Origin of the sequence: Intrasporangium sp., from assembly GCF_035280925.1 — a bacterium.
Classification (GTDB): Bacteria; Actinomycetota; Actinomycetes; order Actinomycetales; family Dermatophilaceae; genus Intrasporangium.
Window position 1 is genome coordinate 1 of sequence record NZ_DATEEY010000132.1, and the last position, 25,466, is coordinate 25,466.

Genomic DNA, 25,466 nt, shown 5'->3' on the forward strand with positions numbered 1-25,466 from the left:
GTTGGCGATGGCGTTGATCGCTGCGCGAGCCGCCTCCGCAGACGGGCCGTCGACCGCTCCGATGTACACGGTGCCGTCGTCCTCGATCGAGATGTCGGCGCCCGTGTCGTCCTGGATCTGGTTGATCATCTTGCCCTTCGGGCCGATGACCTCGCCGATCTTGTCGACCGGCACCTTCACCGTGATGATGCGCGGCGCATAGGGGCTCATCTCATCCGGCACGTCGATGGCCTCGGCCATGACGTCGAGGATGTGCAGCCGCGCGTCGCGGGCCTGGGTCAGCGCGCCGGCGAGGACGGAGGCCGGGATGCCGTCGAGCTTGGTGTCGAGCTGGATCGCCGTGACGAACTCCTTCGTGCCGGCGACCTTGAAGTCCATGTCACCGAAGGCGTCCTCGGCCCCCAGGATGTCAGTCAGCGCCGCATAAGCAACCTCGGACTCGCCGGCGTCATTCACAATCTCGTCGGACACGAGACCCATCGCGATGCCCGCAACCGGCGCGCGCAGCGGCACACCGGCATTGAGCAGCGACAGGGTCGACGCACACACCGAGCCCATCGACGTCGAGCCGTTGGAGCCGAGGGCCTCGGACACCTGACGGATCGCGTACGGGAACTCCTCGCGCGTCGGCAGCACCGGCATGAGGGCACGCTCGGCGAGCGCTCCGTGGCCGATCTCGCGACGCTTCGGCGAGCCGACGCGGCCCGTCTCCCCCGTGCTGTAGGGCGGGAAGTTGTAGTTGTGCATGTAGCGCTTGCGCGTGTTGGGGCTCAGCGTGTCGAGCTGCTGCTCCATCTTGAGCATGTTGAGCGTGGTGACACCCATGATCTGGGTCTCGCCACGCTCGAAGATGGCCGAGCCGTGCACGCGCGGCAGGACCTCGACCTCGGCGCCGAGGGCGCGGATGTCGGCCAGGCCACGGCCGTCGATGCGGACGTTGTCGCGCAGGATGCGCTGGCGGACCAGCTTCTTCTGCAGCGCGCGGTAGGCGGCTGAGACCTCCTTGCGGCGCCCGGCGAACGGACCCTGGACATCGCTGTCCTCGCCCTCGCCGACGAGCCCCCGGTGCAGACCCGACTTGATCTCGTCGAGCCGGTCCTCGCGCTCGGTCTTGCCGGCGATGGTCAGGGCGGCGGCCGTGTCGGCCGAGACGGCCTCCTCGACGGCGGCGAAGACGTCCTGCTCGTAGTCGAGGAAGACCGGGAAGTCCTCGACCGGCTTGGCAGCCTTGGCGGCGAGCTCGGCCTGGGCCTCGCACAGCGCCTTGATGAACTTCTTGCTGGCCTCGAGGCCCTCGGCCACGACCTCCTCGGTCGGCGCCTGCTTGCCCTCGTTCTTGACGAGGTTCCAGGTGGAGTCGGTGGACTCGGCCTCGACCATCATGATGGCGACGTCGTCACCCACCACGCGGCCGGCGACGACCATGTCGAAGACCGACTTCTCTATGTCGGAGAAGTTCGGGAAGGCGACCCACTGGCCGTCGATGAGCGAGACACGCACGCCACCGATGGGACCGGAGAAGGGCAGGCCGGAGATCTGGGTCGAGGCGCTGGCCGCGTTGATGGCGAGCACGTCGTACTGGTGGTCGGGGTTGAGCGCGAACACCGTGATGATGACCTGGACCTCGTTGCGCAGGCCCTTCTTGAAGGTCGGTCGCAGTGGGCGGTCGATGAGGCGGCAGGTGAGGATGGCGTCGGTCGTCGGCCGGCCCTCACGACGGAAGAAGGAGCCGGGGATCCGGCCCACGGAGTACATCCGCTCCTCGACGTCAACGGTGAGCGGGAAGAAGTCGAACTGGTCCTTGGGCGTCTTGCCCGCGGCCGTCGTCGACATGATCATCGTGTCGTCGTCGAGGTACGCGACGACGGCTCCCCCGGCCTGCTTGGCCAGGCGTCCGGTCTCGAAGCGGACCGTGCGGGTCCCGAAGCTGCCGTTGTCGATGACGGCCTCGGCGAAGGTGATGTCTGGACCCTCCATATAGGGGCCCTCGCTTTCTTTTCTCTCTTCGTGCCCACGCACATCGTCGTTGTGTGCGGGGTTTCATCCGGCGGGCTGCCGACCACTCGAGTGGCAGCCTCACCACGACGAAAGGCGGTCACCGCAGGACTGCGGTGACCGCCTTTCGTCACGTGTTCATCGACGCAGGCCGAGTCGCTTGATGAGCGATCGGTAGCGCTCGATGTCGGTCGCCTCGAGATAGCGCAGCATGCGCTTGCGGCGGCCGACGAGCAGGAGGAGACCACGACGGCTGTGGTGGTCGTGCTTGTGGGTCCGGGAGTGCTCGGTGAGATCCTTGATGCGCTGCGTCAGCATCGCGATCTGCACCTCGGGGGAGCCGGTGTCGCCGTCCTTGGTGGCGTACTCGGTCATGATCTGCTTCTTCACGTCAGCTTCCAATGGCATGGATGACCGACTCCTTCTCTTCTCGTTGCGCGGTGCTCCAGGGCATGTCCACCTGGGCGCTCTCTCTCCGCGGCCGGTCAAACGGCATCGCCAAGCGTAACAGCGGGCGTCCCGCGTCCCCTAATCGTCCAGCTCGACTCGCGCGCCACGACCCTTGAAGCCGTATGCCGCTGAGCTCCCTCCCAGGGTCACGTGGCCCCGGAAAGCCGGCTCAGCGGCATACGACCTTGTGTTGCGGTGGCGATGAGCACCGGCGAGGCGAGGTTGAGCGCGAGAGTCTCCCGATTGGTCGTGTTTGTGTGCGTGAGGGCGCGGGTACGTGCACCGGTGCTCGGGGCAATAACTCAAAAGGAGCGAAGCGCCACATGATCATCCTTGGACTCATCCTGCTGCTCATCGGATGGCTGGCCAACATCAGCATCCTCACCACGATCGGGATCATCCTGATCGTCATCGGCGTGGTCCTGTGGATCTTGGGAGCCACGGGTCGCGCGGTCGGGGGACGCAAGGTCTGGTACTAACGCGTTGAGCCTCATGTCTGGAGAAACGCCCCCGCTGTGCGGGGGCGTTTCCGCGTTCCGGAAGGCCCGCGGTGCCTTTTGCGACGGACCTTCATAGACTCGGAGGAACCCCAACGACGGGAGCACGATGACGCGCGCGACGAGCCCAGACCATGGGATGGGAACTGGGCTGGATCTGGAACGGACCGGGACGGTGCGGCGGCTCGCGGAGCAGCATGCCAGCGAACGCGGGGCCCTGATGGTCGTTCTGCACGCCGTCCAGTCCGAGCTCGGCCACATCGGGAGGAGCGACGTCGAGGCGATCGCTGACGTGCTCAACCTGTCGCGCGCCGACGTCCACGGCGTCGTGTCGTTCTACAAGGACTTCCGCACCGAGCCGTCGCCCGAGCACACCGTCCACCTGTGCCGGGCCGAGGCGTGCCAGTCCGTCGGCGCGGAGGCGCTGTACGTCGACGCGCGGCGTGCGTTTGCCGGACGGGACGATGTCGAGGTCGACGAGGTCTTCTGCCTCGGCAACTGCGCCCTCGGTCCTTCCGGGATGATCGACGGTCGCCTCCACGGGCGGCTCTCGTCCGAGCGCCTTCTCGGACTCACCGAGGAGTGGGTGCGATGAGCACGAAGCGGGCGATCACCGTGTACGTCCCCGGCGACTCGAGCGCGGTCGCCGTGGGGGCCGACGAGGTCGCGGCCGCGCTGGCTGACCACGTCGGTGTGAAGGTCGTGCGCACCGGCTCTCGAGGCATGCTCTGGCTGGAGCCGCTCGTGGAGGTGGAGACGCCCGACGGCCGTGTGGGGTACCCAAACGTCACACCTGGTGTGGTGGTCGGGCTGGTCGACGAGGGATTGCTCTCCGGCGCGGCGGTCGGCGGGTCGATCGGCGTCGTGGACGAGTATCCGTGGCTCGCCCGCCAGCGACGCGTCTCCTTCGCGCGGGTCGGCGTCATCGAGCCGACGAGCATCGCCGACTACGAGGCACACGGTGGTTGGGGCGGCGTGCGCAGGGCATTCGACCTGTCGCCAGCGGCGGTGGTGGAAGAGATCACCGCGTCCGGCTTGCGCGGCCGTGGTGGCGCCGGCTTCCCCACCGGGGTGAAGTGGCGCACCGTCCTCGAGGCGTCGGCAGACCTGAAGTTCGTGTGCTGCAACCTCGACGAGGGCGACAGCGGGACCTTCGCCGACCGGATGCTCGCCGAGGGGGACCCCTTCACCCTGATCGAGGGCATGCTCATCGCGGCGAGTGCCGTCGGAGCGCGCGAGGGCTACATCTACTGCCGGTCCGAGTACCCGGCGGCGGCCGCAACGCTCCGTCGGGCCATCGACGTCGCCTACGCCCACGGCTGGCTCGGCGAGCGCATCCAGGGCAACGACCTGTCCTTCGACCTCTTCGTCCGGCTCGGCGCCGGGGCCTACATCTGCGGCGAGGAGACCTCGATGCTCGAGTCGCTCGAGGGTCGGCGTGGCGAGGTGCGGGCCAAGCCGCCGATCCCGGCGATCGAGGGGCTGTTCGGCCGGCCGACGGTCGTCAACAACGTCCTCACCTTCGCGGCGGCGCCGATGATCCTCGCCGATGGCGGGGCGGCCTACGCGGCGCTCGGCTCCGGGCGGTCCCGGGGCACGCAGGTCTTCCAGCTCGCCGGCAACATTCGCCAGGGCGGCATCGTCGAGACCGACTTCGGGGTCTCGCTGCGTGAGCTCGTCGAGGAGTTCGGCGGCGGCACGTGGTCGGGCCGGCCAGTGCGGGCGGTGCAGGTGGGCGGGCCGTTGGGGGCGTACCTGCCGGCTGATGGCCTCGATGTCGCGATGGACTACGAAGCACTCCTCGAGGTCGGCGGCATGCTCGGACATGGCGGGATCGTCGTCTTCGACGACACGTTCGACGCCGCTCGGATGGCCCGGTTCGCCATGGAGTTCTGCGCCAAGGAGTCCTGCGGAAAGTGCACGCCGTGTCGGGTCGGCTCGGTCCGCGGCGTCGAGACCATCGACCGGATCATCGCCGGGACGGACCGAGAACGGAACCTGCTGCTCCTCGACGACCTGTGCACCACCATGACGAAGGGGTCGCTCTGCGCCATGGGCGGCCTCACCCCGATGCCGGTGCAGAGCGCGATCCGGCACTTCGCGGAGGACTTCGACAGGAGGACCCCATGACCACGTCCCAGACGTCCCGCGGATCCCATGCGTCCTATGGGACCGTCCCGTACTCCCCCGAGCCGGACTACGGCACGCCGGCGGTCGGCACCGCGCCCACGGCGCACGTCACCATCGACGGGATCGGCGTCGACGTCGCCGCGGGGACCTCCGTCCTTCGCGCGGCCACCGAGGCGGGCATCGAGATCCCGAAGCTGTGTGCCACGGACTCCCTCAAGGCATTCGGGTCGTGCCGGCTGTGCCTCGTCGAGATCGAGGGTGGCAAGGGGACGCCCGCCTCGTGCACGACTCCCTGCGTCGACGGCATGGTCGTGTCCACCCAGACGGGGCAGGTGCGTGACGTGCGTCGGGGGGTCATGGAGCTCTACCTCTCCGACCACCCGACCGACTGTCCGGGGTGCGCCCGTGGGAACTGCGAGATGCAGGGGTTGGCGCGGCAGGTCGGCGTGGCCGAGGTCCGCTACGGGCTCGACGGGGCGAACCACCTGTCCGATCCGGTGGACGTCTCGAACCCGTACTTCGCCTATGACCCGAAGGCGTGCATCGTGTGCTCGCGCTGCGTCCGGGCCTGCTCGGAGGTCCAGGGGACGTTCGCCCTCACCGTCGAGGGGCGGGGCTTCGACTCTCGCGTGTCCGCTAGCGGAGCGCCGAGCTTCCTTGAGTCCGAGTGCGTCTCGTGCGGAGCCTGCGTGCAGGCGTGTCCGACGGACGCCTTGACCGAGAAGTCCGTCATCGAGCTGGGCATGCCGACACGGTCGGTCGACACGACCTGCGCCTACTGTGGTGTCGGCTGCTCCTTCCGGGCTGAGGTGCAGGGCACCGGCGACGAGACCCGAGTGGTCCGGATGATGCCGAGCAAGGCCGGGGGCGCGAACGAGGGGCACTCGTGCGTCAAGGGGCGCTTCGCGTACGGCTACGCCTCGCACCGCGACCGGCAGCTGTCGCCGATGGTCCGCGACTCGATCCACGACGAATGGCGCGCGACGTCCTGGGATGAGGCGATCGAGCGGATCGCCACCGGGTTCAGGGACATCCAGACTCGCCACGGCATCGGCGCCATCGGCGGCATCTCGTCCTCGCGATGCACCAACGAGGAGGTCTACGTCGTCCAGAAGATGGTGCGAGCAGCCTTCCGCAACAACAACATCGACACCTGTGCCCGCGTGTGCCACTCCCCCACGGGCTATGGCCTCAACCAGACGTTCGGCACGTCGGCCGGCACCCAGGACTTCGCATCCGTCGACCACTGCGACGTCATGTTGCTCATCGGGGCCAACCCGACGGACGCGCACCCCGTCTTTGCGTCTCGCATGAAGCGACGCCTGCGGGAAGGGGCGCGGATCATCGTCGCCGACCCCCGCCGCATCGACCTCGTCCGATCGCCACACGTGGAGGCGACCCACCACCTCCCGCTCCTGCCGGGCAGCAATGTCGCCTTCATCAACGCGATGGCGCACGCCATCGTCACCGAGGGACTGCACGACGAGGAGTACCTGCGCTCACGCTGCGAGAACGTGCACGAGTACCTCGCCTTCATCGTCAGCGAGGAGAACTCGCCCGAGGCAACCGCCGCTGCGACGGGGATCGACCCGGCGGAGCTTCGGGCCGCTGCGCGGCTCTATGCGGCGGGACCCAACTCGGCCATCTACTACGGCCTCGGCGTCACCGAGCACAGCCAGGGCTCGACGATGGTCATGGGCCTGGCCAACCTGGCCATGATCACCGGCAACGTCGGGCGCGAAGGCGTCGGCGTCAACCCGCTCCGCGGCCAGAACAACGTGCAGGGCTCATGCGACATGGGCTCCTTCCCCCACGAGCTGCCGGGCTACCGCCACATCGGCCTCGACGACGTACGCGGCATCTACGAGTCGATGTGGGGATTGCCGCTGGACCCCGAGCCGGGGCTGCGCATCCCCAACATGTTCGACGCCGCGATCGGCGGGTCGTTCAGGGGGCTCTACGTCCAGGGCGAGGACATCGCCCAGTCCGACCCCAACCTGAACCATGTGCGCGAGGCGCTGACGTCGATGGAGCTCGTCGTCGTGCAGGACCTCTTCCTCAACGAGACGGCGAAGTACGCGCACGTCTTCCTCCCCGGCACGTCCTTCCTCGAGAAGGACGGCACCTTCACCAACGCCGAGCGTCGCCTCAACCGAGTCCGCCCGGTGCTGCCGACCCGAACGGGCAAGGACGAGTGGGAGATCGTCTGCGACATCGCCACCGCCATGGGATTCACCATGTCGTATCCCGATGCCGCAGCCATCATGGACGAGATCGCGGCGACGACCCCGACCTTCGCCGGCGTCTCCTTCGCCCGCCTCGACGCCGAGGGAAGCATGCAGTGGCCGTGCAACGACCGCGCGCCACTCGGGACGCCGACGATGCACGTCGGGGAGTTCGTCCGCGGCAAGGGCCGACTCATCCCCACGGTCTACGTCCCCACGACCGAGACCACGAGCCGCCGCTATCCGCTCATCCTCACGACTGGTCGCATCCTGACCCAGTACAACGTCGGCGCCCAGACCCGGCGGACGGCAAACGAGACGTGGCATCCCGAGGACGTCCTCGAGATCCACCCGGCCGACGCCGAGGTGCGAGGCATCCGCAGCGGCGACCGCGTCGAGCTGACGAGCCGGGTCGGGACGACCACTCTGCACGCGCTCGTCTCGGAACGGATGCAGCCGGGGGTCGTGTACACGACGTTCCACCACCCGGTCACGGGGGCGAACGTCGTCACGACGGAGAACTCCGACTGGGCGACGAACTGTCCGGAGTACAAGGTGACTGCGGTCCAGGTCGGCGTCGCCAATGCGGGTGATGAGGCGCTCGCCCAGGCGGCCGAGGCGGTGACGTCACGGTGAGCCGATACCTCCCGCCCGAGATTCGCCTGGGCAATGACATCGCGCGCGCCATGCACCACCTGTCCGCCGAGGAGGCCGCCAAGGCAGTCGCGACGCACCTGCAGAAGTTCTGGGATCCGCGGATGCGGCGTGCACTCGTGGAGCGGGTCCGCGCAGGCGATCCGCGCCTCGATCCCCTGTTGGCCGCGGCGACGACGTCCTACCTCGGCGGACAGGTGGACCGGGCCGAGGTGGCCGAACCCTCCGGAGGTTGAGCTCCATCTGCGCTGTCTCGAGTGGCCTCCAGTGCCGACTCGACAGAGTTCGGGATGACCGTCAATGGGCTGCCGGCCATCATGAACATCTCGGGCGGCTCGGTCTCCTTCAGCGCCGTGATCCTGAACCAGTACAACTACGCCGTGACGGGAACCGACTACGCGACTCGGTGGAGCAACTTCGCGACCGGCACGTTGCTGAGCTTCGCGGGCTCCAAGGAGGAATGCCTCGACGGTGGCTTCGCGAACTACGGCTTCAAGAACCAGGGCCAGTGCATCGCCAGTCTCGTGGCGGCTGACGGGGCCAACGACTGACGCCTCGGCGAGCAGCCCGGGCGTCTGTGAGCTCGGCCCCGCACCGACGATGCGTCGAAGCGGGGCCGAGCCCAGCGGCATACGGCTGGAGGCTTGTCCTTCGCCTCAGAGGTTGATCATGTGGCCGGCGATGCCCTCGACGGCTTCCTTCATCGCCTCGCTGAGCGTGGGGTGCGCGAACACGTTGCGGGCCACCTCGTCGGCGGTGAGGTCCCACAGCTGGGCCAGGGTGAGCGCGGGCAGGAGCTCGGTCACCTCGGGGCCGATCAGGTGCGCGCCGAGGAGCTCGTTGTGCTCGGCGTCGGCGACGATCTTGACGAAGCCCACGCCCTCGGCCATGCCGCGGGCCTTGCCGTTGGCGGAGAACGGGAAGCTCGCCGTCTTGACGTCGTAGCCCTTCTCCTTGGCCTGGGCCTCGGAGTACCCGAACGAGGCAATCTGCGGCTGGCAGAACGTCGCTCGCGGGATCATGTCGAAGTTGAGCTCCATGGTGTCGGCGTCGCCGATCGTCTCTGCTGCGACGACACCCATCGCCTCGGCCGTGTGGGCGAGCATGAGCTTGCCGGTGACGTCGCCGATGGCGAACACGTTGGGAATGCTGGTGCGGCCACGGCCGTCGACCTCGATGGCGCCACGGTCGGTCATCTTCAGGCCGAGGCTCTCGAGTCCGTAGCCCTCGATGCGGGGGGCGAAGCCGAACGCCGCGAGGAACTTGTCGGCCTCGATGACCTGCTCGTCCCCGCCGCCTGCAGGCGTCACCGTGACGCGCACGCCTGAGCCGGTGTCCTCGACGTTCTGGACCGCCGTCGAGAGCATGACCTTGACGCCGAGCTTCTTGTACTGCTTGAGCAGCTCCTTGGAGACGTCAGCGTCCTCGGTCGGCACCATCCGGTCGAGGAACTCGACGATCGTCACGTCGACACCGAAGTTGGTGAGCACGTAGGCGAACTCGACACCGATCGCGCCGGAGCCGCCGATGATGATCGAGCTCGGGAGGTTCGCGTCGAGGATCTGCTCCTCGTAGGTGACGACGTTCGGGCTCACCTGCATGCCGGGGAGCATGCGCACCGTGGCACCGGTGCCGATGATGAGGTTGTCGAAGCTGAGGGTGCGTGACGAGCCGTCGTTGAGAGCGACGTCCACGGAGGTCGCGCTGGTGATCGTGCCCCAGCCGTCGACCTCCTCGATCTTGTTCTTCTTCATCAGGTAGTGCACGCCCTTGGCGCTCGCGTCGGCGACGCCACGGCTGCGCGAATGGGTCGTGGCATACGACATCGTCGCGTCGCCCTCGATCCCGAAGGTCTTCTTCTCCTTCGTGATGATGTGGGCGATCTCCGCGTTGCGCAGGAGTGCCTTGCTGGGGATGCAGCCGACGTTGAGGCAGACGCCGCCCCAGTACTGCTTCTCCACGACCGCAACCTTCTTGCCGAGCTGGGCCGCGCGGATCGCAGCCACGTAGCCTCCGGGTCCGGCACCGAGCACAACGACATCGAAATCAGCCATGGGCGACAGCCTATCGGGGCGGCCCTGCTGGCCATGGCGCCGTCCGGGCTCACTCGCGAGGCTGGCGCGGTCGGGCCATGGCTCAATCGCGGGGACGCTCTCGCGGCAGTGCGGCGATCGCCTCGTCGACCTCGAGACCGGTCACCTGGAGCAGGTCGACGACGACGGAACGAAGCTGCGCCAGGACGGTCTCCGTGACGAGATTGTCGGTGCGCGGCAGGTGCGACGTCGCGACGGCCACCTCGAGGACCACCTTCCGGCCGATGTCGGGACTGGCGTTCTCCGCGAGCGCGCGGGCGATCACGTCCGTGGCCTCGGCCAGCTGGTCGATCACCTCGCGATATCCGGGCGGCAGCTTCTCGCCGCGCCCCACGACGGCCGCGACCTTGCGAACGAGCACCCGGGTGCTGCGCATGGCGCGATCCAACGGGTCGATGAGGTCTGCCATCTTGCGAACCCCGGGGGCCTGTCTTCGCGAGAACGGTGAGCTGTGCAGGACGGAGAGGCCTTCATCGGCGGCCGTCGTGAGCTCGCGGAGGAGCGACTCCGTCTCACGGGCCGACGCCAGGACCTGCGCGGCGGCCTCCACGTCCCCGTCCTCGGCGCTCGCCGCAGCACGTCGGAGCAGCTCACTGATCTTGCGGGCAACCTCCGATGCCGCCACCCGCGGACGGCGCAGTGGTGCCTGCGGGACGATGCTCGCAGCGACGAGGGCCACCGCACCGCCGATGAGGGCGTCGGTCCACCGCGTGAACGCCTGCCCGGGTGACGGCGCAAGGGCGGCCACGACGATCCCCTGCACACCCGCCTGCATCACGAGCACGGGGCCGCCGCCGACGAGTAGGGCCAGGCTCATCGCAACGATGACGACCACGGTGATCTGCCATCCCCCGGTCCCCGCGACGCTGACGAAGAGGTCAGCAGTGAAGACACCGACGGCCACGCCGATGGCGACCTCGATGACGCGACGGAGGCGCTGGCCGTAGGAGATCCCCAAGCAGACCACGGCGACGATGGGCGCGAAGAACGGTGTGGGATGGGCGAAGACGTCGCTTGCCACCCACCATGCAACCCCCGCGGCCACGGCGCTCTGGACGAGCAGGAAGGCCCGCGAGCGCACCCGGCCGATGCGGCTGGAGATCCCGATGCGGCTGCGGTCCCAGGCCCGGTCGAGCGCGTCGATGACCCGAGCATCTGACCTCAGGTAGTCGTCCACGAGAACCATCCTCGGGCATCGGTCCGCTTCAGCGTTCCACGCGAAGCACGTCGAAGATCTCGCGCACCGCCGGTGCCGCGACCTGCGAGCCGGACCCACCCTGGCCGACCACGACCACGACCGCGTACCTCGGTCGCGTGGTCGGTCCATAACCGGCGAACCAGGCCGTGGCAGCGTGCCCGAAGACCTCACCCGTGCCCGTCTTGCCCGCGACGGGGAACCGATCCTGGGGGAAGCCGGCGAAGGCCGACCCCGCTGAGCCACCCGGTCGCGTCACGTCGGCGAGCGCTCGCCGAACGTAGGCCAGGACTCCCCCTGCCACCGGCACGGTGCCGACATGATGAGCTGGAATCTGCGTGACCGCCCCTGTGCCAGAACGGAAACCGGCAGCGACCTGTGGCTGCCAGAGCGTGCCTCCATTGGCGATGGCCGCGAAGACGACGGCCATCTGCAGCGGGGTCACGGCAAGGTCACCCTGGCCGATCGAGAGGTTGACCGCATCGCCGGCCCGGTACTGGAAGCCGCTCGCGCAGTTCTCCTTGGCGAGGCGGGTCAGGTAGGCGGCCCTCTCCTTGTCGGTCCTGGCGAGCTGCGGGTATCCGGTCCGGGCCCGGGCGCAGGTCTCCTGCCGCGACGCCTCCCAGTACTCCCGTTTCCAGGCGCGATCCGGGATCGTCCCGGTCGCTTCTCCGGGGAGGTCCACTCCGGTCGACCCGCCCAGTCCGAACGAGCGCGCCATGGCGACGAAGGGGTCGACCCGGCCCACCGGCGCGGAGATGCCGCCCTGGTCGATCCAGGCCTGGTGCGCGAGGCGGTAGAAGACGGTGTCGCAGGAGACGACGAGGGCGCGGTGCAGGTCGATCCGTCCGTAGCCACGCGACTCGTAGTTGTGGAAGACGTGGTCACCGATCCGATAGCTCGGGCTGCACTCGTACTTGCCCTTGAGGGAGGCCCCGGCGGACACGGCCGCCGGCACCGAGATGACCTTGAACGTCGATGCCGGAGGATAGGTCTCCGCGATGATGCGCGACCTCAGGGCCGCTCCAGCCTTCTCGTCGGTGAGTCTGCGCAGCTCCGCGGCGGTGATGCCGCCGGTGAAGATCCCGGGGTCGTAGGTGGGGTGGCTCGCGGCACCGACGACGGCGCCGTTGGTCACGTCGATGACGACGGCGGCGCCGGAGTCTGCGGGATGCCCGTCGGCCCGGGCGCGGCTCACCGCCCGCGACAGTGCCCTCTCCGCCGCGGCTTGGACGTCGGCGTCGATGTGGGTCAGCAGGTCGAGACCGGGGGTCGGCGGCACGGACGAGAGGGTGTCGGTCACCGCGCCGCGCGGGTCGATGGAGACGACGGTGCGGCCGTTGGTGCCGCGTAGGACCTGGTCGTACTCCGCCTCGAGGCCGGACCGACCCACGAGGTCCTCGTCACCGACTCTGCCTGCACTCGCGGTGACCTCATCGGCGCTCGGCCGGCCCACGTAGCCGAGCAGGTGAGCCGCCGACACCCGGGGAGCCATCGGGTGGTCTCGCGACGGCTCCGAGACGACACCGATTCCGGCGAACGTCTCAGGACGCTCCAGCAGGCTGAGCGCCTGCTGTGCGTCGACCTCGGTGGCCAGCGGGATCGGCACGTACGGCGAGCCGTTGAAGCAGGCCGGAGCCGGGGGTGCGCCCGCCGTTCCGCAGAGCATGGTCTTGCCCCACAGGTCCTCGAACGGACGCTGCAGCACTCCGGCAACAGCGGCCACGAGTCCTCGCCCACCGTCCGGGGCGTCCAGCAGGACCGAGCGCGGCACCGTGACGGTGGTGGTGTAGCGGTTGGCCACGAGCGGCCGGCCCCGACGGTCGAGGATGGTGCCCCGAGCTGCGGCCTCGGTCAGGGTCCTGGTCATGAGAGCGGCCGGTGCTCGGGGTGCCGGTGGACCCTCGACGAGCTGCACGTGGCCGAGGCGGGCGATGAGCAGGACGAACAACGAGCCGAGGACGGCCACGGCGACCGAGCCTCGTGCGCGTCCCCGTGGTCGAGGCATGTCAGCCGAGCCGCCTGCGCACGAGGGCGCGGTCCACGACCACCATGAACGGCAGGAGGGCGAGTGCGACGCCGACCGTGAGGCCGAGCGCGGTGAACGAAGCCGTCAGGTCGACGCTGCCCCCCGCCACCACAGCCGTGGCACCTTCACCGGCAAGGACGACGGTGGCGGCGACCGCGAGCGCGGCAAGCGGCCGAAGGACCGAGCGTGCAGAGCTGCGCCTGAAGGAGCCTGCGACGATGCCGGCGAGCATCATGGTAAGCGCGGCGAGGCCGAGCGGCATCGCAACTGGTGGCATCAGCTCGACGACCCAGCCTGCGGCGAGGCCGACGAGCGCACCGTGCACCGGACCGCGGATGACGGCAGTGGCCACCACGCCGATGAGCACGAGGTCGGGAACGAAGCGCGATGGGACGCCCAGGCGGGGCAGCAACGTCGTGACGACGAGCGCGGCGACGATCGTGTACGCGGCGCGCAGGAGGCCGAGCATGGAGAGCCTCATCCGGCCTCCACCAGGTCAGCGACACGGTCAGCGAAACGGTCAGCGACACGGTCATAGACGCGGTCAGGCACAGCTCCCCCGCGGACGACTGGTCGCTGGTCGACGCGGAGCTCCGGGACCAGTACCGCGACGACGTCGACACCCTCGAGGTCCACGGTCGGCGCCACCCGCCCGGTCACCGTGCCGCGGGCAGTGTTGGCATCGACTGCCACGACGCGCCCGACGGTGATCCCCGGGGCGTACGGCCGTGCACCGACACTTCCGAGCGTGCGGACGAGGTCGCCCACCCGGGGGACGCCAGGCTTCAGCACGGTGAGGGAGAGCTCCCCCGCACGAGCCGCCCCGCCGCCAGCAGGGACGGGTGCGACGGTGCCGATCAGCCCACCGTCACCGACCCGGGTCGCAACCACGGACTGAGGGGCGCCGAGCAGCTGCACATCGCTGGTCCACGGAGCTGCAGCCACGACCCGCCCGACAAGACCCTTGGGACTGACCACCGTGCTGTCGACCGTCACCCCGTCCCTCGTGCCCACGTCGATGGTGACCGCCCGCCCGCCCATGGGACTCGTCTCGGTGGCCACGACCTGACCGACGACGACGGTGTGTCCGGCGACGAACGGCGACCCGACGAGGTCCTGCACCTGCGCGAGAGCCTCGACCTGTCTCGTCAGCATGTGGGCCTCGGCTCGCAACCTGGCATTCTCTGCAGCAAGGGCAGCCGTCTCGGCAGGTCGGGCACCTGACAGGAACCGCTGGACGGGTCCGAGCGCCGCCCCGGTCACCGACCGCACCCCCTGCGTGGCCGGGTGGCCGGCCAGGTCGGCGACGAGGATGACGGTCGTCAGCACGAGCAGCACCGCCAGCACCCAGTGCTTGGAGCGGTTGCTCCGGTTGGCCCGGGTGCTGCCTGGTGCCCCCCCGATGACCCGCCTCACAGCCCGACCCGGTTCCCGCGCGGTTCCCAACTCAGCGCCTGTGGTCGGCGACGAGCACCCGCTCGAGGCTCGCGAACTCGTCGACGCATCTGCCCGCGCCGCGTGCGGAGGCATGCAGTGGGTCCGTGGCGATGACCACCGGGACCCCGAGCTCATGACGCAACCGTTCGTCCATACCCCGGAGGAGTGCGCCGCCTCCGGTCAGCATGATGCCGCGGTCGAGGATGTCCCCGGCGAGTTCTGGCGGGCAGACGTCGAGCGTGGCCCGCACCACGTCGACGATCTGCACGATCGGCCCCTCGATGGCCGTGCGCACCTCGGCCGAGCCGAGCTCCACGCTCTTGGGCAGGCCGGTGACGAGATCGCGGCCACGCACCCGCGTGGTGAGCTCGGGGCGGAGCGTGGACACCGAGCCGACGGCGACCTTGATCGCCTCGGCGCTGCGTTCACCGAGCAGCAGCGAGTGCTCTGCCTTGAGGTGGCTGATCAGCGCGTCGTCGACCTCGTCGCCCGCGACCCGGGTGGTCGCGGACCTGACGACACCGCCCAGGCTGATGACGGCGACGTCCGTCGTGCCACCGCCGATGTCGACGACCATGGAGGCGGGCGTCTCGTGGACGGGCAGCCCCGCTCCGATCGCGGCAGCCATGGGCTCCTCGATGAGGTAGACCTCCCGGGCGCCGCATCGGAGCGCCGCGTCCTCGAGCGCGCGACGCTCGACGCCGGTCACCTCACTCGGCACGGAGAGCACCATCCGCGGCCGGGCCACCCTGGAGGTGCGGACCCGGTCGACGAACAGCCGCAGCATGACTTCCGCCTCCTCCGCGTCGGAGACGACCCCATCCCTGAGCGGCCGCACTGCACGGATGGTGCCGGGGACCCGGCCGAGCATCTCCTTGGCCTGGGTCCCGGCTGCCACGAGCCGACCGGATCGGACCTCGACGGCCACGACGGAGGGCTCGTCGAGGACGATGCCCCTGCCACGGGCGTGGATGACCGTGTTCGCCGTGCCGAGGTCGACTGCCAGATCGCGCCCGAGTGGGCGAAGTCCTGGCAGCGGGCTCATACCCGGATTGTGCCCGGCGTTGCGGTCGAGGTGGTGGACCTCGGCGCGAAGACACCGGTGGTGTCTCAGCGCAGCGGGACCGGTCGGCCCGTCAGAGAGCGGGGAACCAGATGGCGATCTCGCGCGCCGCCGACTCCGGTGAGTCGGAGCCGTGGACGATGTTCTGCTGGACCTTGAGCCCCCAGTCGCGGCCGAAGTCGCCGCGGATGGTCCCGGGTGCGGCGTCGGTCGGGTTCGTGGCCCCGGCGAGGGACCGGAAGCCCCTGACGCAGTCCTGGCCCTCGATGACGGCAGCGGCGACCGGCCCGGAGCTCATGAACTCGACGAGCGGTTCGTAGAACGGCTTGCCCTCGTGCTCCGCGTAGTGCACGGCGAGCTGGTCGCGGGTGGGGCTCAGGATCGACAGGGCCACGAGGGAGTAGCCCTTGGACTCGATGCGCCGCAGCACCTCCCCGGTGAGCCGGCGCTGGAAACCGTCGGGCTTGACGAGGACGAGGGAGCGTTCGATGGTCACTCGCCCACCCTATCGACGGGTCCGTCGGCGCCTCCGTGCCGTTCGGCCTGCGCCTGGTCGATGCGCGAGCCCATGATGAAGAAGGCGATCCACATGGCGAGGAAGATCAGTCCCACCACGAGCATGGCCGACACGACGAGCGCGCTCGTGAGGGTCAGCACCTGGACGACCCAGCCCAGGGTGACCCCGAAGGGCCGGCGCATCAGTCCCGCGGCGACGAGGCTGAGGACGGCCAGACCGGTGCCGACGAGCAGGTAGGTCGTCGAGAGGCCCGAGTCCGGACCGGTGGCTGCGATGGCGCGAGCGACGAGGGCACCGAAGAAGACGCAGATGGACTGGCCGAAGAGCACGGCGGCGAGCATGCGCCTCGTGAATGTTCCGGTTGTTCCATAGAGGGACAGTCGGTGCATTGCGCAGGTCTCAGGCTCTCAGTAGTTCTGCGTCGCGTCCCACGACCGGATGATGGCCTGCGCCTCGGAGTCACTCGCGCCGGTCGCCTCGGCATAGAGAGCCATGGCGTCCTCTCGGCGTCCGGCGACGACCAGCTCGCTGATGCGGGCCCGCGCCTCAGCGGTGAGCCGTCCCTCGGACCACGAGGCCGCGGCGTCCCGCACACCGGGGCCCTGGCCCGGGACGAACCAGGAGTCGATCGCCCGTTTGGCATCGGCCAGGGGCGCGCCGGTGGCCTCCCGGTAGATCTTGATCGCGTTGATCTTGTGCCCGGCGCTGATCTCGCGGCTCACCTTGGCCCGCACGGCGTCAGTCAGGCCGACGTAGCGCTCCTCGCGGTCCCGCCGGCCGAAGATCCGCCCGTAGAGGACGGCGACGACCACGACGACGGCCAGGATGAGAACCAGCTTCACCGCAGGATGCATGGCGGACAGGTTACGTGAGGCGGGGCCGTCGCCGGACACGCGTCCGTATGCCGCTGAGCTCGCCCCCAGCCGCACCTGACCTGACAGCCAACGCCGTCTCCCCCCAAACCCGTGATCGAGTGAACAGCTTTCGGGGCGGCCCGAGCCCACATCGTGTGCACTCGATCGGGTTTGGGGCGGATCGGCTGTCAGGTGTCGGTGACGCCGAGCAGGAGTCGGACCTCGCCTGCCGTGATGACCGAGCCGGTCACGATGACGCCGCCACCCAGACCTTCCTCCTCGGCCAGGGCGACGGCGCGGTCCAGCGCGTCCGGAAGGTTGCCCTCCACGGTGACCCTCGACTCGCCGAAGACGTCCGTTGCGAGTGCACCGAGCTGCGCAGCCGGCATGGCCCGCGGTGACGAGCTGCGGGAGATCACGATGTGGTCGAGCTTGGGCTCGAGGGCCTCGAGGATCGCCACAGCGTCCTTGTCGGTGACGATCCCGACCAGCCCGACGAGCCGCGTGAAGGTGAACGCCTCGTCGAGGGCGGCCACGAGCGCTCGGGCGCCGTGCGGGTTGTGGGCGGCGTCGACCAGCACCGTGGGCGAGCGCCGGACGACCTCGAGGCGGCCCGGCGACGTCATGCGGGACACGGCGGCCGTCAGGACGGCACGGTCCAGGGCCTGCGTGCCACCGCCGACGAGGCTCTCGACCGCCGCGATCGCGGTCGCGAGGTTGCTCGCCTGATGGGCGCCGTGAAGCGGCAGGAACAGGTCCGGATAGTCACCGGCCAGGCCGCGGATGTTCACCTGCTGCCCGCCCAGGGCGACGTCACGGGCGAGCACGCCGAAGCTGTCTCCCTCGAGGCGCAGGTCCGACCCCACCTCCTCGGCTCGCTCGGCGAGCACTGCGGCCACGTCCGGGTCCTGGACGCCGGAGATCGTCACGGAACCGGCCTTGATGATGCCGCTCTTCTCGTGCGCGATGTCGACGATGTCGTCGCCGAGCAGGTGCGTGTGATCTCGGTCGACCGGCGTGACCACGGCCACCGTGCCGTCGGCGACGTTCGTGGCGTCCCACGAGCCGCCCAGGCCGACCTCGACGATGGCGACGTCCACCGGCGCGTCGGCGAACGCGGCGAAGGCGATCGCGACGAGCACCTCGAAGAAGTTCATCCGACGCCCACCGGATGAGAGCGACCTCGCATCCACGATGTCGATGAGCGGCGCTGTGTCGTCGTGCGCCGCGATGAACTTGTCGCGCGGAATGGGCTTGCCGGAGAGGGTGATCCGTTCACGCATGTCGTGCAGATGGGGAGAGGTGAACCGGCCTGTCGACAGGCCGCTCTCCAGCAGGATCGAGTCGATCATCCGACTCGTCGACGTCTTGCCGTTGGTGCCGGTCAGATGGATGACGGGGTAGCTGCGCTGCGGGTCGCCGGCGAGCTCCATGACGGCGGCGATCCGCTCGAGCGACGGGCCGACGTCGTTCTCGGGGGCGCGATCGAGGATGGCCTCCTCGATCTCACGCATCCGCTTCAGCTCCTCGAGGTTGCGCGCGGCCTCGTGCGCGGCCGCATCGGGCCGACCGCTCACGTGGACTCCCCAGCCGCCCCGTCGGACACGCCAGCCGCCCCGTCGGACACGCCAGCCGCCCCGTCAGACGCCCCGGCCGCCCCGTCGGATTCCCCAGCCGCCCCGTCGGACGAGCCCAGTTCACGCACCATCCAGATCGTGTCCGGCAGCCCGGAGCCGGAGGGCTCACGGTGGGACTCGACGAAACCGTGGGCGCGATGGAACCGCTCCGCGTAGCCGTTGCCGGCAGGGTAGGCCACCGTGATCCGGGTGTGACCGCCCTCGAGAGCACGGTCGACGACCGCGTCCATCAGGCGGGAGCCGATGCCCTTGCCGTGGTGCTCGGGGAGGACGTAGAGCTTCCAGACGACGAAGTCCCCGTTCTGGGTCCCGAACGCGACCATCCCGATGACGTCACCCGCCAGCTCTGCCACGAGCGTCTGCCCGCGCCGGATCGAGGCGGCGACGACATCGGAGGTCCACCACTTGGCCAGACCCATCGCGACGTAGTCGATGCCGGCGATGGGTTCGTAGATGACCGGCCAGGTGCGGTGACCGATCTCGATGACGTCGTCGAGGTCGTTGCCTGTGGCCTGACGGATCGTCAGGCCGTCGTCCCGCGACCCCTGAGTGTCGCCGGTGCGTCCCGAGCGCGCGCCCATCGTCGTCATGCCTTGGCCACCATGATCGTCGCGCCGTAGCCGTCGCCCACCGACACCGTCGTCCCCCGGCCGTTGGTGACCGGATGGTCCGGCCCCGCGGACGAGAACTGGGTGGCCAACGTCTCCGCCACGAGCAGGTCCCGGTGCGTGACGGTGGCCTCGAAGACCTCGGACGTGCCCTGGATGGTCAGGCTGATGCGGTCGCTGACGTGCAGGCCGGCATCGCGCCGCGCCTGCTGGACGGCGCGCACGAGGTCGCGTGCCACGCCCTCGGTCGCGAGCTGCTGGGTCACCTCGGTGTCGAGCACGATGAAACCACCTCCCGGAAGCATGGCCGTGGCCACCTTGGTGTTGCCCTGGGCGTCCCCCGCCACGACCGTCTCGAGCGTGTACTCTCCGTCGACGAGCTCGAGGCCGCCGGTGGTGACGACGCCCTCCGGCGAGACGGACCAGTCGCCGGACTTGCTGCCACGGATCGCCGTCTGGACGTCCTTCCCCAGGCGCGGGCCCGCCACGCGCGCGTTGACCGTCAACCGCTGGCCGACGCCGAAGTCCGCCTCGGTCGCCGACGACACGTCGACAAGGGCGATGCCCTTCACGTTGAGCTCGTCCTGGATGATCGACCGGAACGGCTCGAGCTGGCCCGGATCGGGCACGACCACCGTGAGCCCACCGAGCGGTAGCCGTGCGCGCAGGCCACCCGCTTTGCGCAGGCTGGAGCCCACTGAGCACACCTCGCGGGCTCGGTCCATCGCGAGCACGAGCTCATGGTCTGAAGGCAGCTCCTCGGCGGCCGGGAAGTCGCTCAGGTGCACCGACCGCTCCCCCGTGAGACCGCGCCAGATCTCCTCCGTCATGAGCGGGAGCAGCGGGGCCGTGGCCCGGGTCACCGTCTCGAGCACGGTCCACAACGTGTCGAAGGCGGCAAGCGACTGTTCCGACTCGCCACCCCAGAAGCGATCCCGCGAGCGACGGATGTACCAGTTGGTCAAGACGTCCAGGAAGGCCCGCATCGTGTCGCACGCGTCGGCGATCGCGTAGGCGTCGAGCTGCTCGGTCAGGTCCGCGACGAAATCGCGCAGCTTGGCGAGGATGTAGCGGTCGAGCACGTCGGTGGAATCGGTCGACCGCTTCGCCTCATGGCCCGCACCGCCCCGGGCCGTATTGGCGTAGAGCGAGAAGAACGACCAGGCGTTCCAGAGCGGGATCATGACCTGGCGGACGCCGTCGCGGATCCCCTGCTCGGTCACGACGAGGTTGCCGCCTCGCACGATGGGGCTGCTCATGAGGAACCAGCGCATGGCATCCGCGCCGTCGCGGTCGAAGACCTCGGTCACGTCCGGGTAGTTGCGCAGCGACTTGCTCATCTTCTGCCCGTCGGAACCGAGCACGATCCCGTGGCTGATGCAGGACTGGAAGGCCGGTCGGTCGAACAGGGCCGTCGCGAGGATGTGGAGGGTGTAGAACCACCCACGCGTCTGGCCGATGTACTCCACGATGAAGTCACCCGGGAAGTGGTGCTCGAACCACTCGGCGTTCTCGAACGGGTAGTGCACCTGGGCGAAGCTCATCGAACCCGAGTCGAACCACACATCGAGGACGTCCTCGACGCGCCGCATCGTCGACCTCCCAGACGGGTCATCGGGGTTGGGGCGGGTCAGCTCGTCGATGAAGGGACGGTGCAGGTCCGTCACCTCGACGCCGAAGTCACGCTCGAGCTCCTCGAACGAGCCATACACGTCGATGCGTGGGTACTCCGGGTTGTCCGACTTCCATACCGGGATCGGGCTGCCCCAGAAGCGGTTGCGCGAGATCGACCAGTCGCGGGCGTTGGACAGCCATTTGCCGAACTGGCCGTCCTTGACGTGCTCGGGCGTCCACGCGATCTGCTGGTTGAGCTCGACCATCCGCTCCTTGAACTTGGTCACCTGGACGAACCACGAGGAGACGGCCATGTAGATGAGTGGCTCGCGACAGCGCCAGCAGTGCGGGTACGTGTGGTCATAGGTCTCCCGACGGAGCAGGACCGTGCCCTGGGTCGTGCTGCCCATCTCGCCCTCACCGCGGGTGCGAGCACTGAGGTGGTCGATGATGTGGGCGTTCGCGTCGAAGACATGCATCCCCTCGTAGTCGGTGACCGGGTAGGTGAACCGGCCCTCCGCGCTGACCGGCACGACCACGTCGATGTCGAACGCGTCGGTGAGAACCTTGTCCTCCTCACCGAAGGCCGACGCGATGTGCACGAGGCCCGTGCCGTCCTCGGTCGTGACGTAGTCGGCCGGCAGGACGACGTGGCCCTTCGGGTGCCCGAGGTAGTAGTCGAAGGGCGGCGTGTACCTGCGCCCGACGAGGTCCCGGCCATTGAGCCGCTCGACGACGCGCTCGGCTGCGTCCTCACCGAGCTCCCTGGCATACGCCGCAAGCCTCGCCTCCGCGATGACGTAGCGCTCGGTGGTGCCGGAGAAGTCGGACTCGACGACGACATAGTCGATGTCCGGGTGCACCGCCATGGCGACGTTGGAGGGGACGGTCCACGGCGTCGTCGTCCAGATGAGCGCCAGCTCGCCACTCTCGAGGCGGTAGCCGATGGTGACGGCCGGGTCCTGGCGCATCTGGTAGACGTCGTCGTCCATGCGCAGCTCATGGTTGGACAGCGGCGTCTGGTCGTTCCAGCAGTAGGGCAGGACGCGGAAGCCCTCGTAGACCAGGCCCTTGTCGTAGAGCGTCTTGAACGCCCAGATGACCGACTCCATGTAGCCGGGCTCGAGGGTCTTGTAGTCGTTGTCGAAGTCGACCCACCTCGCCTGCCGGGTCACATACTCCCGCCACTCCCCCGTGTACTTCAGGACGGAGGCGCGGCAGGCCTCGTTGAACCGCTCGATCCCCAGGTCGAGGATGTCCTGCTTGGTCTTGAGGCCGAGCTGGCGCTGCGCCTCGAGCTCGGCGGGCAGGCCGTGGGTGTCCCAGCCGAAGCGCCGCTCGACCCGTCGTCCACGCATCGTCTGGTACCGAGGAACGATGTCCTTGACGTAGCCGGTCAGCAGGTGCCCGTAGTGCGGCAGGCCGTTGGCGAAGGGCGGCCCGTCATAGAAGACGAACTCGTTCGACCCGTTCTCGCCGGCCTCGCGGTTCTCGACCGAGGCGATGAAGGTGCCGTCCTCGTCCCAGTACCTGAGGACCCGCTCCTCGATCTCTGGGAAACGGGGGTTGGAGGGCACTCCGGCGCGGGCGCCGGACGGGTCGGTGGTGACCTTGGGATACGCCATGGGTCGTGGTCTCCTGCTGCGTGGTTGAGGCTGCTCGTGTCCTGCTCGCTTCACGAGGACGACGTCTCCTCGCCGGAGCCGCCGCGGTACCACCCCGCTTGCCGCACGACCGCGCCGGCTCTCGGGGAGCGAGCCCAGCGGCATACGACCACTCTTGTCAAGGCTGTGACGGGCCCACCCGTCCGGTTCTAGTGAGCCCCAGCCGGGCTGGGACCGTTCTTCCGGAGGCTCGCCGCTGATGACGGCTCAGACGCCTGTGCGCCAAAGTCTAGCCTGTGAGGGTGCCCAACTTCCCGTCGAAAGTGCAGTCGCGGGTCGTCACCGACGAGGACGTCAAGCGGACGTATGCCGCTGATGCCGGGCCCGCGCCCAGGGACCCGTCGCGCGACGTGGGCTCCGACTACACAGTCGTGCGCGCGCGCGATGTCGCCGACGTGGTGGCGGTGCTCGAGCATGCCGAGGCGACCGGAACGCCCGTGGTGCCGCAGGGGGCGCGGACCTCGCGCGTCGGCGGGGCGCGGGCGACGGAGGGCTGCATCGTGCTCAACGTCGAGGGGCTCGACGCGATCGAGACGGTCGACCCGCTCGAGGGCATCGCCGTCGCCGGCCCCGGGGTCGTCAACGCGGACCTGAAGGCGGCTGCGGCGGAGGCCGGGCTGTTCTACGGGCCGGATCCCGCGTCGACGGCGACATGCACGATGGGTGGGAACGTCGCGACGAACGCCGGCGGTCTCTGCTGCCTCAAGTACGGCGTCACCGCGGACTGGGTCACCGCGCTCGACGTCGTGCTGCCCGGCGGCGAGACGATGCGGACCGGGCACCGGACGGCCAAGGGGGTGACGGGCTACGACCTGACCGGCCTCGTCGTCGGCTCCGAGGGGACGCTCGGGGTCGTCACGCGCATCGTGACGCGTCTCGTCCCCGCGCCGGATCCCGCCCTCACGGCGCTGGCCACCTTCGCCTCACTCGATGCCGCGCTCCGTGGGGTCGTCGCGCTGCGCCTCGACCGGCAGCGGCCATCCCTACTGGAGATCCTCGACCGGGCGAGCGTCGCAGCCGTGCAGGCGTTCGGTGAGTACGGCTTCCCGGCGGAGTGCGAGGCGGTGCTCCTCGTGCAGTCCGACCGGCTGGGGCATGCCGCAGAGGATGTGGCGAGGTACGGGGAGCTGCTGACCGGCGCCGGGGCGCTGGAGGTCGCTGTGGCCGAGGATCGCCAGGAGGCGGAGCTGCTGCTCCAGGGACGGCGTGTACTCAGCACCGCCATCGAGGCGCTCGGAGCGCGGATCGCCGAGGACGTCTGCGTGCCCGTGGGTCGGCTCGCCGACTATGTGCGGGGAGCGGCCGAGGTTGCGGCGCGCTGGGGCGTCCCGATCCCGGTGAGCGGGCACGCCGGCGACGGCAACCTCCACCCGTCGATCGTCTACCCGCACGGCGACGAGGACGCCAGCCAACGGGCCTGGGGCGCGTTCGACGACCTGATGCGGCTCGGCCTGTCGCTCGGTGGCACGGTGGCCGGTGAGCACGGCATCGGCTCGGTGAAGCGGCGCTGGCTCGTCGAGGAGGTCGGCAGGCGCGAGGTCGAGCGCCAGCGCGCGGTCAAGGCGGTCTTCGATCCCTCGGGCATCATGAACCCCGAAGCGGTCTTCGGCACTGCCGGACGACCGCCGCGGGCCGACTGATAGGAATTCCACATGGGCGGTGACCTGACGGATGTGGAGACGACCGGTGCGTGGCTGAGCCGTGAGGACCTCGAGAGCGCGCGGGAGCGGCTCCCGATCCTCTATGTCCACGCGGTGCCCGTGCGGGTCGACGACCGGGGGGTCGTGACCCTCATCGGCGTGCTGCTGCGCGCCGACTCGGACGGCAGCATCGGCCAGGAGGTCGTCGGTGGCCGGGTGCTCTACCACGAGCGGATCCGCGACGCCCTGGCCCGCCACATCCAGAACGACCTCGGGCCCGTCGCACTGCCCCGGATCCCGGTCTCACCCCAGCCCATCGCCATCGCCGAGTTCTTCCCAACGCCCGGCGTGACGGCCTACCACGACCCGCGTCAGCACGCCGTGTCGCTCGCCTACATCGTCGCCGTCATGGGCGACTGCCGACCCCAACAGGACGCGCTCGACCTGTCGTGGGTCACGCCCGAGGAGGCCGCCGAGATGGCCACCCGCGGGGAGATGTCCGGGTCCCACGGCGTGCTCGTCCGTCAGGCGCTGGCCCACGTGGGCTACCCCATCTGACCTGCCGGGACCTCGCTTGGGGCTCAGCCTGCAACATGTCCGAGATGTGGCAGCTCCGTTGTTTGTCAAGGTTGTTCGGCTCTGTCCCGGAACTTTCTGGACAAAGGCCACCGGTTTATCGATTTGTGATGTACGTCACGTCAGCGTGAGTACCCTCGAGAGTTGAGCTCAGCTTGAGCCTGCGCGCGACCCCACAGCGAGACTCCGCCCTCCTCACCCCTCCTGCACCCGACGGAGCCGCGGTCGCAGCGCCTGGCGAGTTCACCGTTCACACCCGTGCGATAGCACGGGTGATCCAACCTGCAACGGAGAACTTCACATGAATAGCTCACCCATCAAGCCCGGCGGTAGGGCTGCTGCCGATGGCAGCCGCACCCAGCGCCGCCGCTTCAGCAGCATGGTGGCTGCCCTGGCGCTCCTCCTCGGCGGCGCAGTGGCCGTGGCACCGTTCGCTTTGGCGGGAACCACACCACCCTTCACCATCGGCCCGAACGGCCAGGCCGTTGTGCCGGGGGCCGACGCCGACCAGAACCTTCCTGACGTATTTGGAAACGTCAAAGAGCTGGGCCCGCTGAACTCCAACACGACGAAGATCGGCGTGATCCA

At 69.3% G+C, this 25,466-nt stretch carries 22 protein-coding genes and 1 pseudogene; 9 read left to right on the top strand and 14 right to left on the bottom strand.

Features of this window, described 5'->3' with window-relative positions; all coding sequences use genetic code 11:
• Nucleotides 1-1,977, bottom strand: a 1,977-nt coding sequence (locus VJN29_RS12775) for a polyribonucleotide nucleotidyltransferase (RefSeq protein WP_324144010.1), incomplete at its 3' end; no start/stop codon positions are given.
• Nucleotides 1,978-2,133: 156 nt separating this feature from the next.
• The gene (gene rpsO, locus VJN29_RS12780; RefSeq protein ID WP_324144011.1) at nucleotides 2,134-2,403 is read right to left on the bottom strand and encodes a 30S ribosomal protein S15; all 270 of its coding nucleotides are present in this window, start codon (nucleotides 2,401-2,403) and stop codon (nucleotides 2,134-2,136) included.
• Nucleotides 2,404-2,768: 365 nt separating this feature from the next.
• Between rpsO and VJN29_RS12785 the strand changes: the two genes are divergently transcribed.
• The 6 genes from VJN29_RS12785 (at nucleotide 2,769) to VJN29_RS12810 (ending at nucleotide 8,502) form a co-directional block, all read left to right on the top strand.
• Nucleotides 2,769-2,924 carry a hypothetical protein gene (locus VJN29_RS12785; protein WP_324144012.1) on the top strand — a complete coding sequence of 52 codons (156 nt, stop codon included), beginning with the start codon at nucleotides 2,769-2,771 and terminating at the stop codon, nucleotides 2,922-2,924.
• A 127-nt stretch (nucleotides 2,925-3,051) separates the two neighbouring features.
• Nucleotides 3,052-3,537 carry an NAD(P)H-dependent oxidoreductase subunit E gene (locus tag VJN29_RS12790; protein ID WP_324144013.1) on the top strand — a complete coding sequence of 162 codons (486 nt, stop codon included), beginning with the start codon at nucleotides 3,052-3,054 and terminating at the stop codon, nucleotides 3,535-3,537.
• On the top strand, nucleotides 3,534-5,072 hold the full coding sequence (locus VJN29_RS12795; protein WP_324144014.1) for an NADH-ubiquinone oxidoreductase-F iron-sulfur binding region domain-containing protein: 1,539 nt from the start codon (nucleotides 3,534-3,536) through the stop codon (nucleotides 5,070-5,072). The genes VJN29_RS12790 and VJN29_RS12795 overlap by 4 nt, the downstream gene beginning before the upstream one ends.
• Nucleotides 5,069-7,933 carry a formate dehydrogenase subunit alpha gene (gene fdhF / locus VJN29_RS12800; protein ID WP_324144015.1) on the top strand — a complete coding sequence of 955 codons (2,865 nt, stop codon included), beginning with the start codon at nucleotides 5,069-5,071 and terminating at the stop codon, nucleotides 7,931-7,933. The genes VJN29_RS12795 and fdhF overlap by 4 nt, the downstream gene beginning before the upstream one ends.
• Nucleotides 7,930-8,187, top strand: a complete 258-nt coding sequence (locus VJN29_RS12805) for a formate dehydrogenase subunit delta (RefSeq protein ID WP_324144016.1) — start codon at nucleotides 7,930-7,932, stop codon at nucleotides 8,185-8,187. The genes fdhF and VJN29_RS12805 overlap by 4 nt, the downstream gene beginning before the upstream one ends.
• Before the next feature lie 54 nt (nucleotides 8,188-8,241).
• Complete coding sequence (locus tag VJN29_RS12810; RefSeq protein ID WP_324144017.1) at nucleotides 8,242-8,502, top strand: hypothetical protein; 261 nt, start codon at nucleotides 8,242-8,244, stop codon at nucleotides 8,500-8,502.
• A 105-nt stretch (nucleotides 8,503-8,607) separates the two neighbouring features.
• Here the strand turns inward: VJN29_RS12810 and lpdA are convergent, their stop codons facing one another.
• The 12 genes from lpdA to ileS form a co-directional block, all read right to left on the bottom strand.
• The gene (lpdA, locus tag VJN29_RS12815) at nucleotides 8,608-10,005 is read right to left on the bottom strand and encodes a dihydrolipoyl dehydrogenase (protein ID WP_324144018.1); all 1,398 of its coding nucleotides are present in this window, start codon (nucleotides 10,003-10,005) and stop codon (nucleotides 8,608-8,610) included.
• An 82-nt stretch (nucleotides 10,006-10,087) separates the two neighbouring features.
• Nucleotides 10,088-11,230 carry an FUSC family protein gene (locus VJN29_RS12820; RefSeq protein ID WP_324144019.1) on the bottom strand — a complete coding sequence of 381 codons (1,143 nt, stop codon included), beginning with the start codon at nucleotides 11,228-11,230 and terminating at the stop codon, nucleotides 10,088-10,090.
• A 19-nt stretch (nucleotides 11,231-11,249) separates the two neighbouring features.
• A complete protein-coding gene (locus VJN29_RS12825; RefSeq protein ID WP_324144020.1) occupies nucleotides 11,250-13,208 on the bottom strand; it encodes a penicillin-binding transpeptidase domain-containing protein in 1,959 nt (652 codons plus the stop codon).
• Nucleotides 13,209-13,248: 40 nt separating this feature from the next.
• Entirely contained in the window at nucleotides 13,249-13,749 is a 501-nt protein-coding gene (locus VJN29_RS12830) for a rod shape-determining protein MreD (RefSeq protein ID WP_324144021.1), read from the bottom strand.
• On the bottom strand, nucleotides 13,746-14,684 hold the full coding sequence (gene mreC / locus VJN29_RS12835; protein WP_324144022.1) for a rod shape-determining protein MreC: 939 nt from the start codon (nucleotides 14,682-14,684) through the stop codon (nucleotides 13,746-13,748). The genes VJN29_RS12830 and mreC overlap by 4 nt, the downstream gene beginning before the upstream one ends.
• A gap of 31 nt (nucleotides 14,685-14,715) precedes the next feature.
• Nucleotides 14,716-15,750 carry a rod shape-determining protein gene (locus VJN29_RS12840; RefSeq protein ID WP_324144023.1) on the bottom strand — a complete coding sequence of 345 codons (1,035 nt, stop codon included), beginning with the start codon at nucleotides 15,748-15,750 and terminating at the stop codon, nucleotides 14,716-14,718.
• 91 nt (nucleotides 15,751-15,841) lie between these two features.
• On the bottom strand, nucleotides 15,842-16,264 hold the full coding sequence (gene ndk, locus VJN29_RS12845) for a nucleoside-diphosphate kinase (RefSeq protein WP_324144024.1): 423 nt from the start codon (nucleotides 16,262-16,264) through the stop codon (nucleotides 15,842-15,844).
• Complete coding sequence (locus VJN29_RS12850; protein WP_324144025.1) at nucleotides 16,261-16,626, bottom strand: DUF4233 domain-containing protein; 366 nt, start codon at nucleotides 16,624-16,626, stop codon at nucleotides 16,261-16,263. Before VJN29_RS12850 ends, ndk begins: the two co-directional genes overlap by 4 nt.
• A 66-nt stretch (nucleotides 16,627-16,692) precedes the next feature.
• Nucleotides 16,693-17,127 (bottom strand): hypothetical protein, encoded by a 435-nt coding sequence (locus VJN29_RS12855; RefSeq protein ID WP_324144026.1) that lies wholly within the window; start codon nucleotides 17,125-17,127, stop codon nucleotides 16,693-16,695.
• Nucleotides 17,128-17,327: 200 nt separating this feature from the next.
• Nucleotides 17,328-18,716, bottom strand: a complete 1,389-nt coding sequence (locus tag VJN29_RS12860; protein ID WP_324144027.1) for a folylpolyglutamate synthase/dihydrofolate synthase family protein — start codon at nucleotides 18,714-18,716, stop codon at nucleotides 17,328-17,330.
• The gene (locus VJN29_RS12865) at nucleotides 18,713-19,366 is read right to left on the bottom strand and encodes a GNAT family N-acetyltransferase (RefSeq protein WP_324144028.1); all 654 of its coding nucleotides are present in this window, start codon (nucleotides 19,364-19,366) and stop codon (nucleotides 18,713-18,715) included. The genes VJN29_RS12860 and VJN29_RS12865 overlap by 4 nt, the downstream gene beginning before the upstream one ends.
• The gene (gene ileS, locus VJN29_RS12870; protein WP_324144029.1) at nucleotides 19,363-22,623 is read right to left on the bottom strand and encodes an isoleucine--tRNA ligase; all 3,261 of its coding nucleotides are present in this window, start codon (nucleotides 22,621-22,623) and stop codon (nucleotides 19,363-19,365) included. The genes VJN29_RS12865 and ileS overlap by 4 nt, the downstream gene beginning before the upstream one ends.
• A gap of 281 nt (nucleotides 22,624-22,904) precedes the next feature.
• On the opposite strand from ileS, the gene VJN29_RS12875 reads away from it, so the two are divergent.
• The 3 genes and pseudogenes from VJN29_RS12875 to VJN29_RS12885 all read left to right on the top strand — a co-directional run.
• Nucleotides 22,905-24,302: an FAD-binding oxidoreductase gene (locus VJN29_RS12875; RefSeq protein ID WP_324144030.1), complete on the top strand. Its 1,398-nt coding sequence runs from the start codon at nucleotides 22,905-22,907 to the stop codon at nucleotides 24,300-24,302.
• Between the two features lie 12 nt (nucleotides 24,303-24,314).
• Nucleotides 24,315-24,860: an NUDIX hydrolase family protein gene (locus VJN29_RS12880; RefSeq protein WP_324144031.1), complete on the top strand. Its 546-nt coding sequence runs from the start codon at nucleotides 24,315-24,317 to the stop codon at nucleotides 24,858-24,860.
• Nucleotides 24,861-25,179: 319 nt separating this feature from the next.
• Nucleotides 25,180-25,466 (top strand): annotated as a pseudogene (locus VJN29_RS12885) (hypothetical protein); the annotation flags it as partial.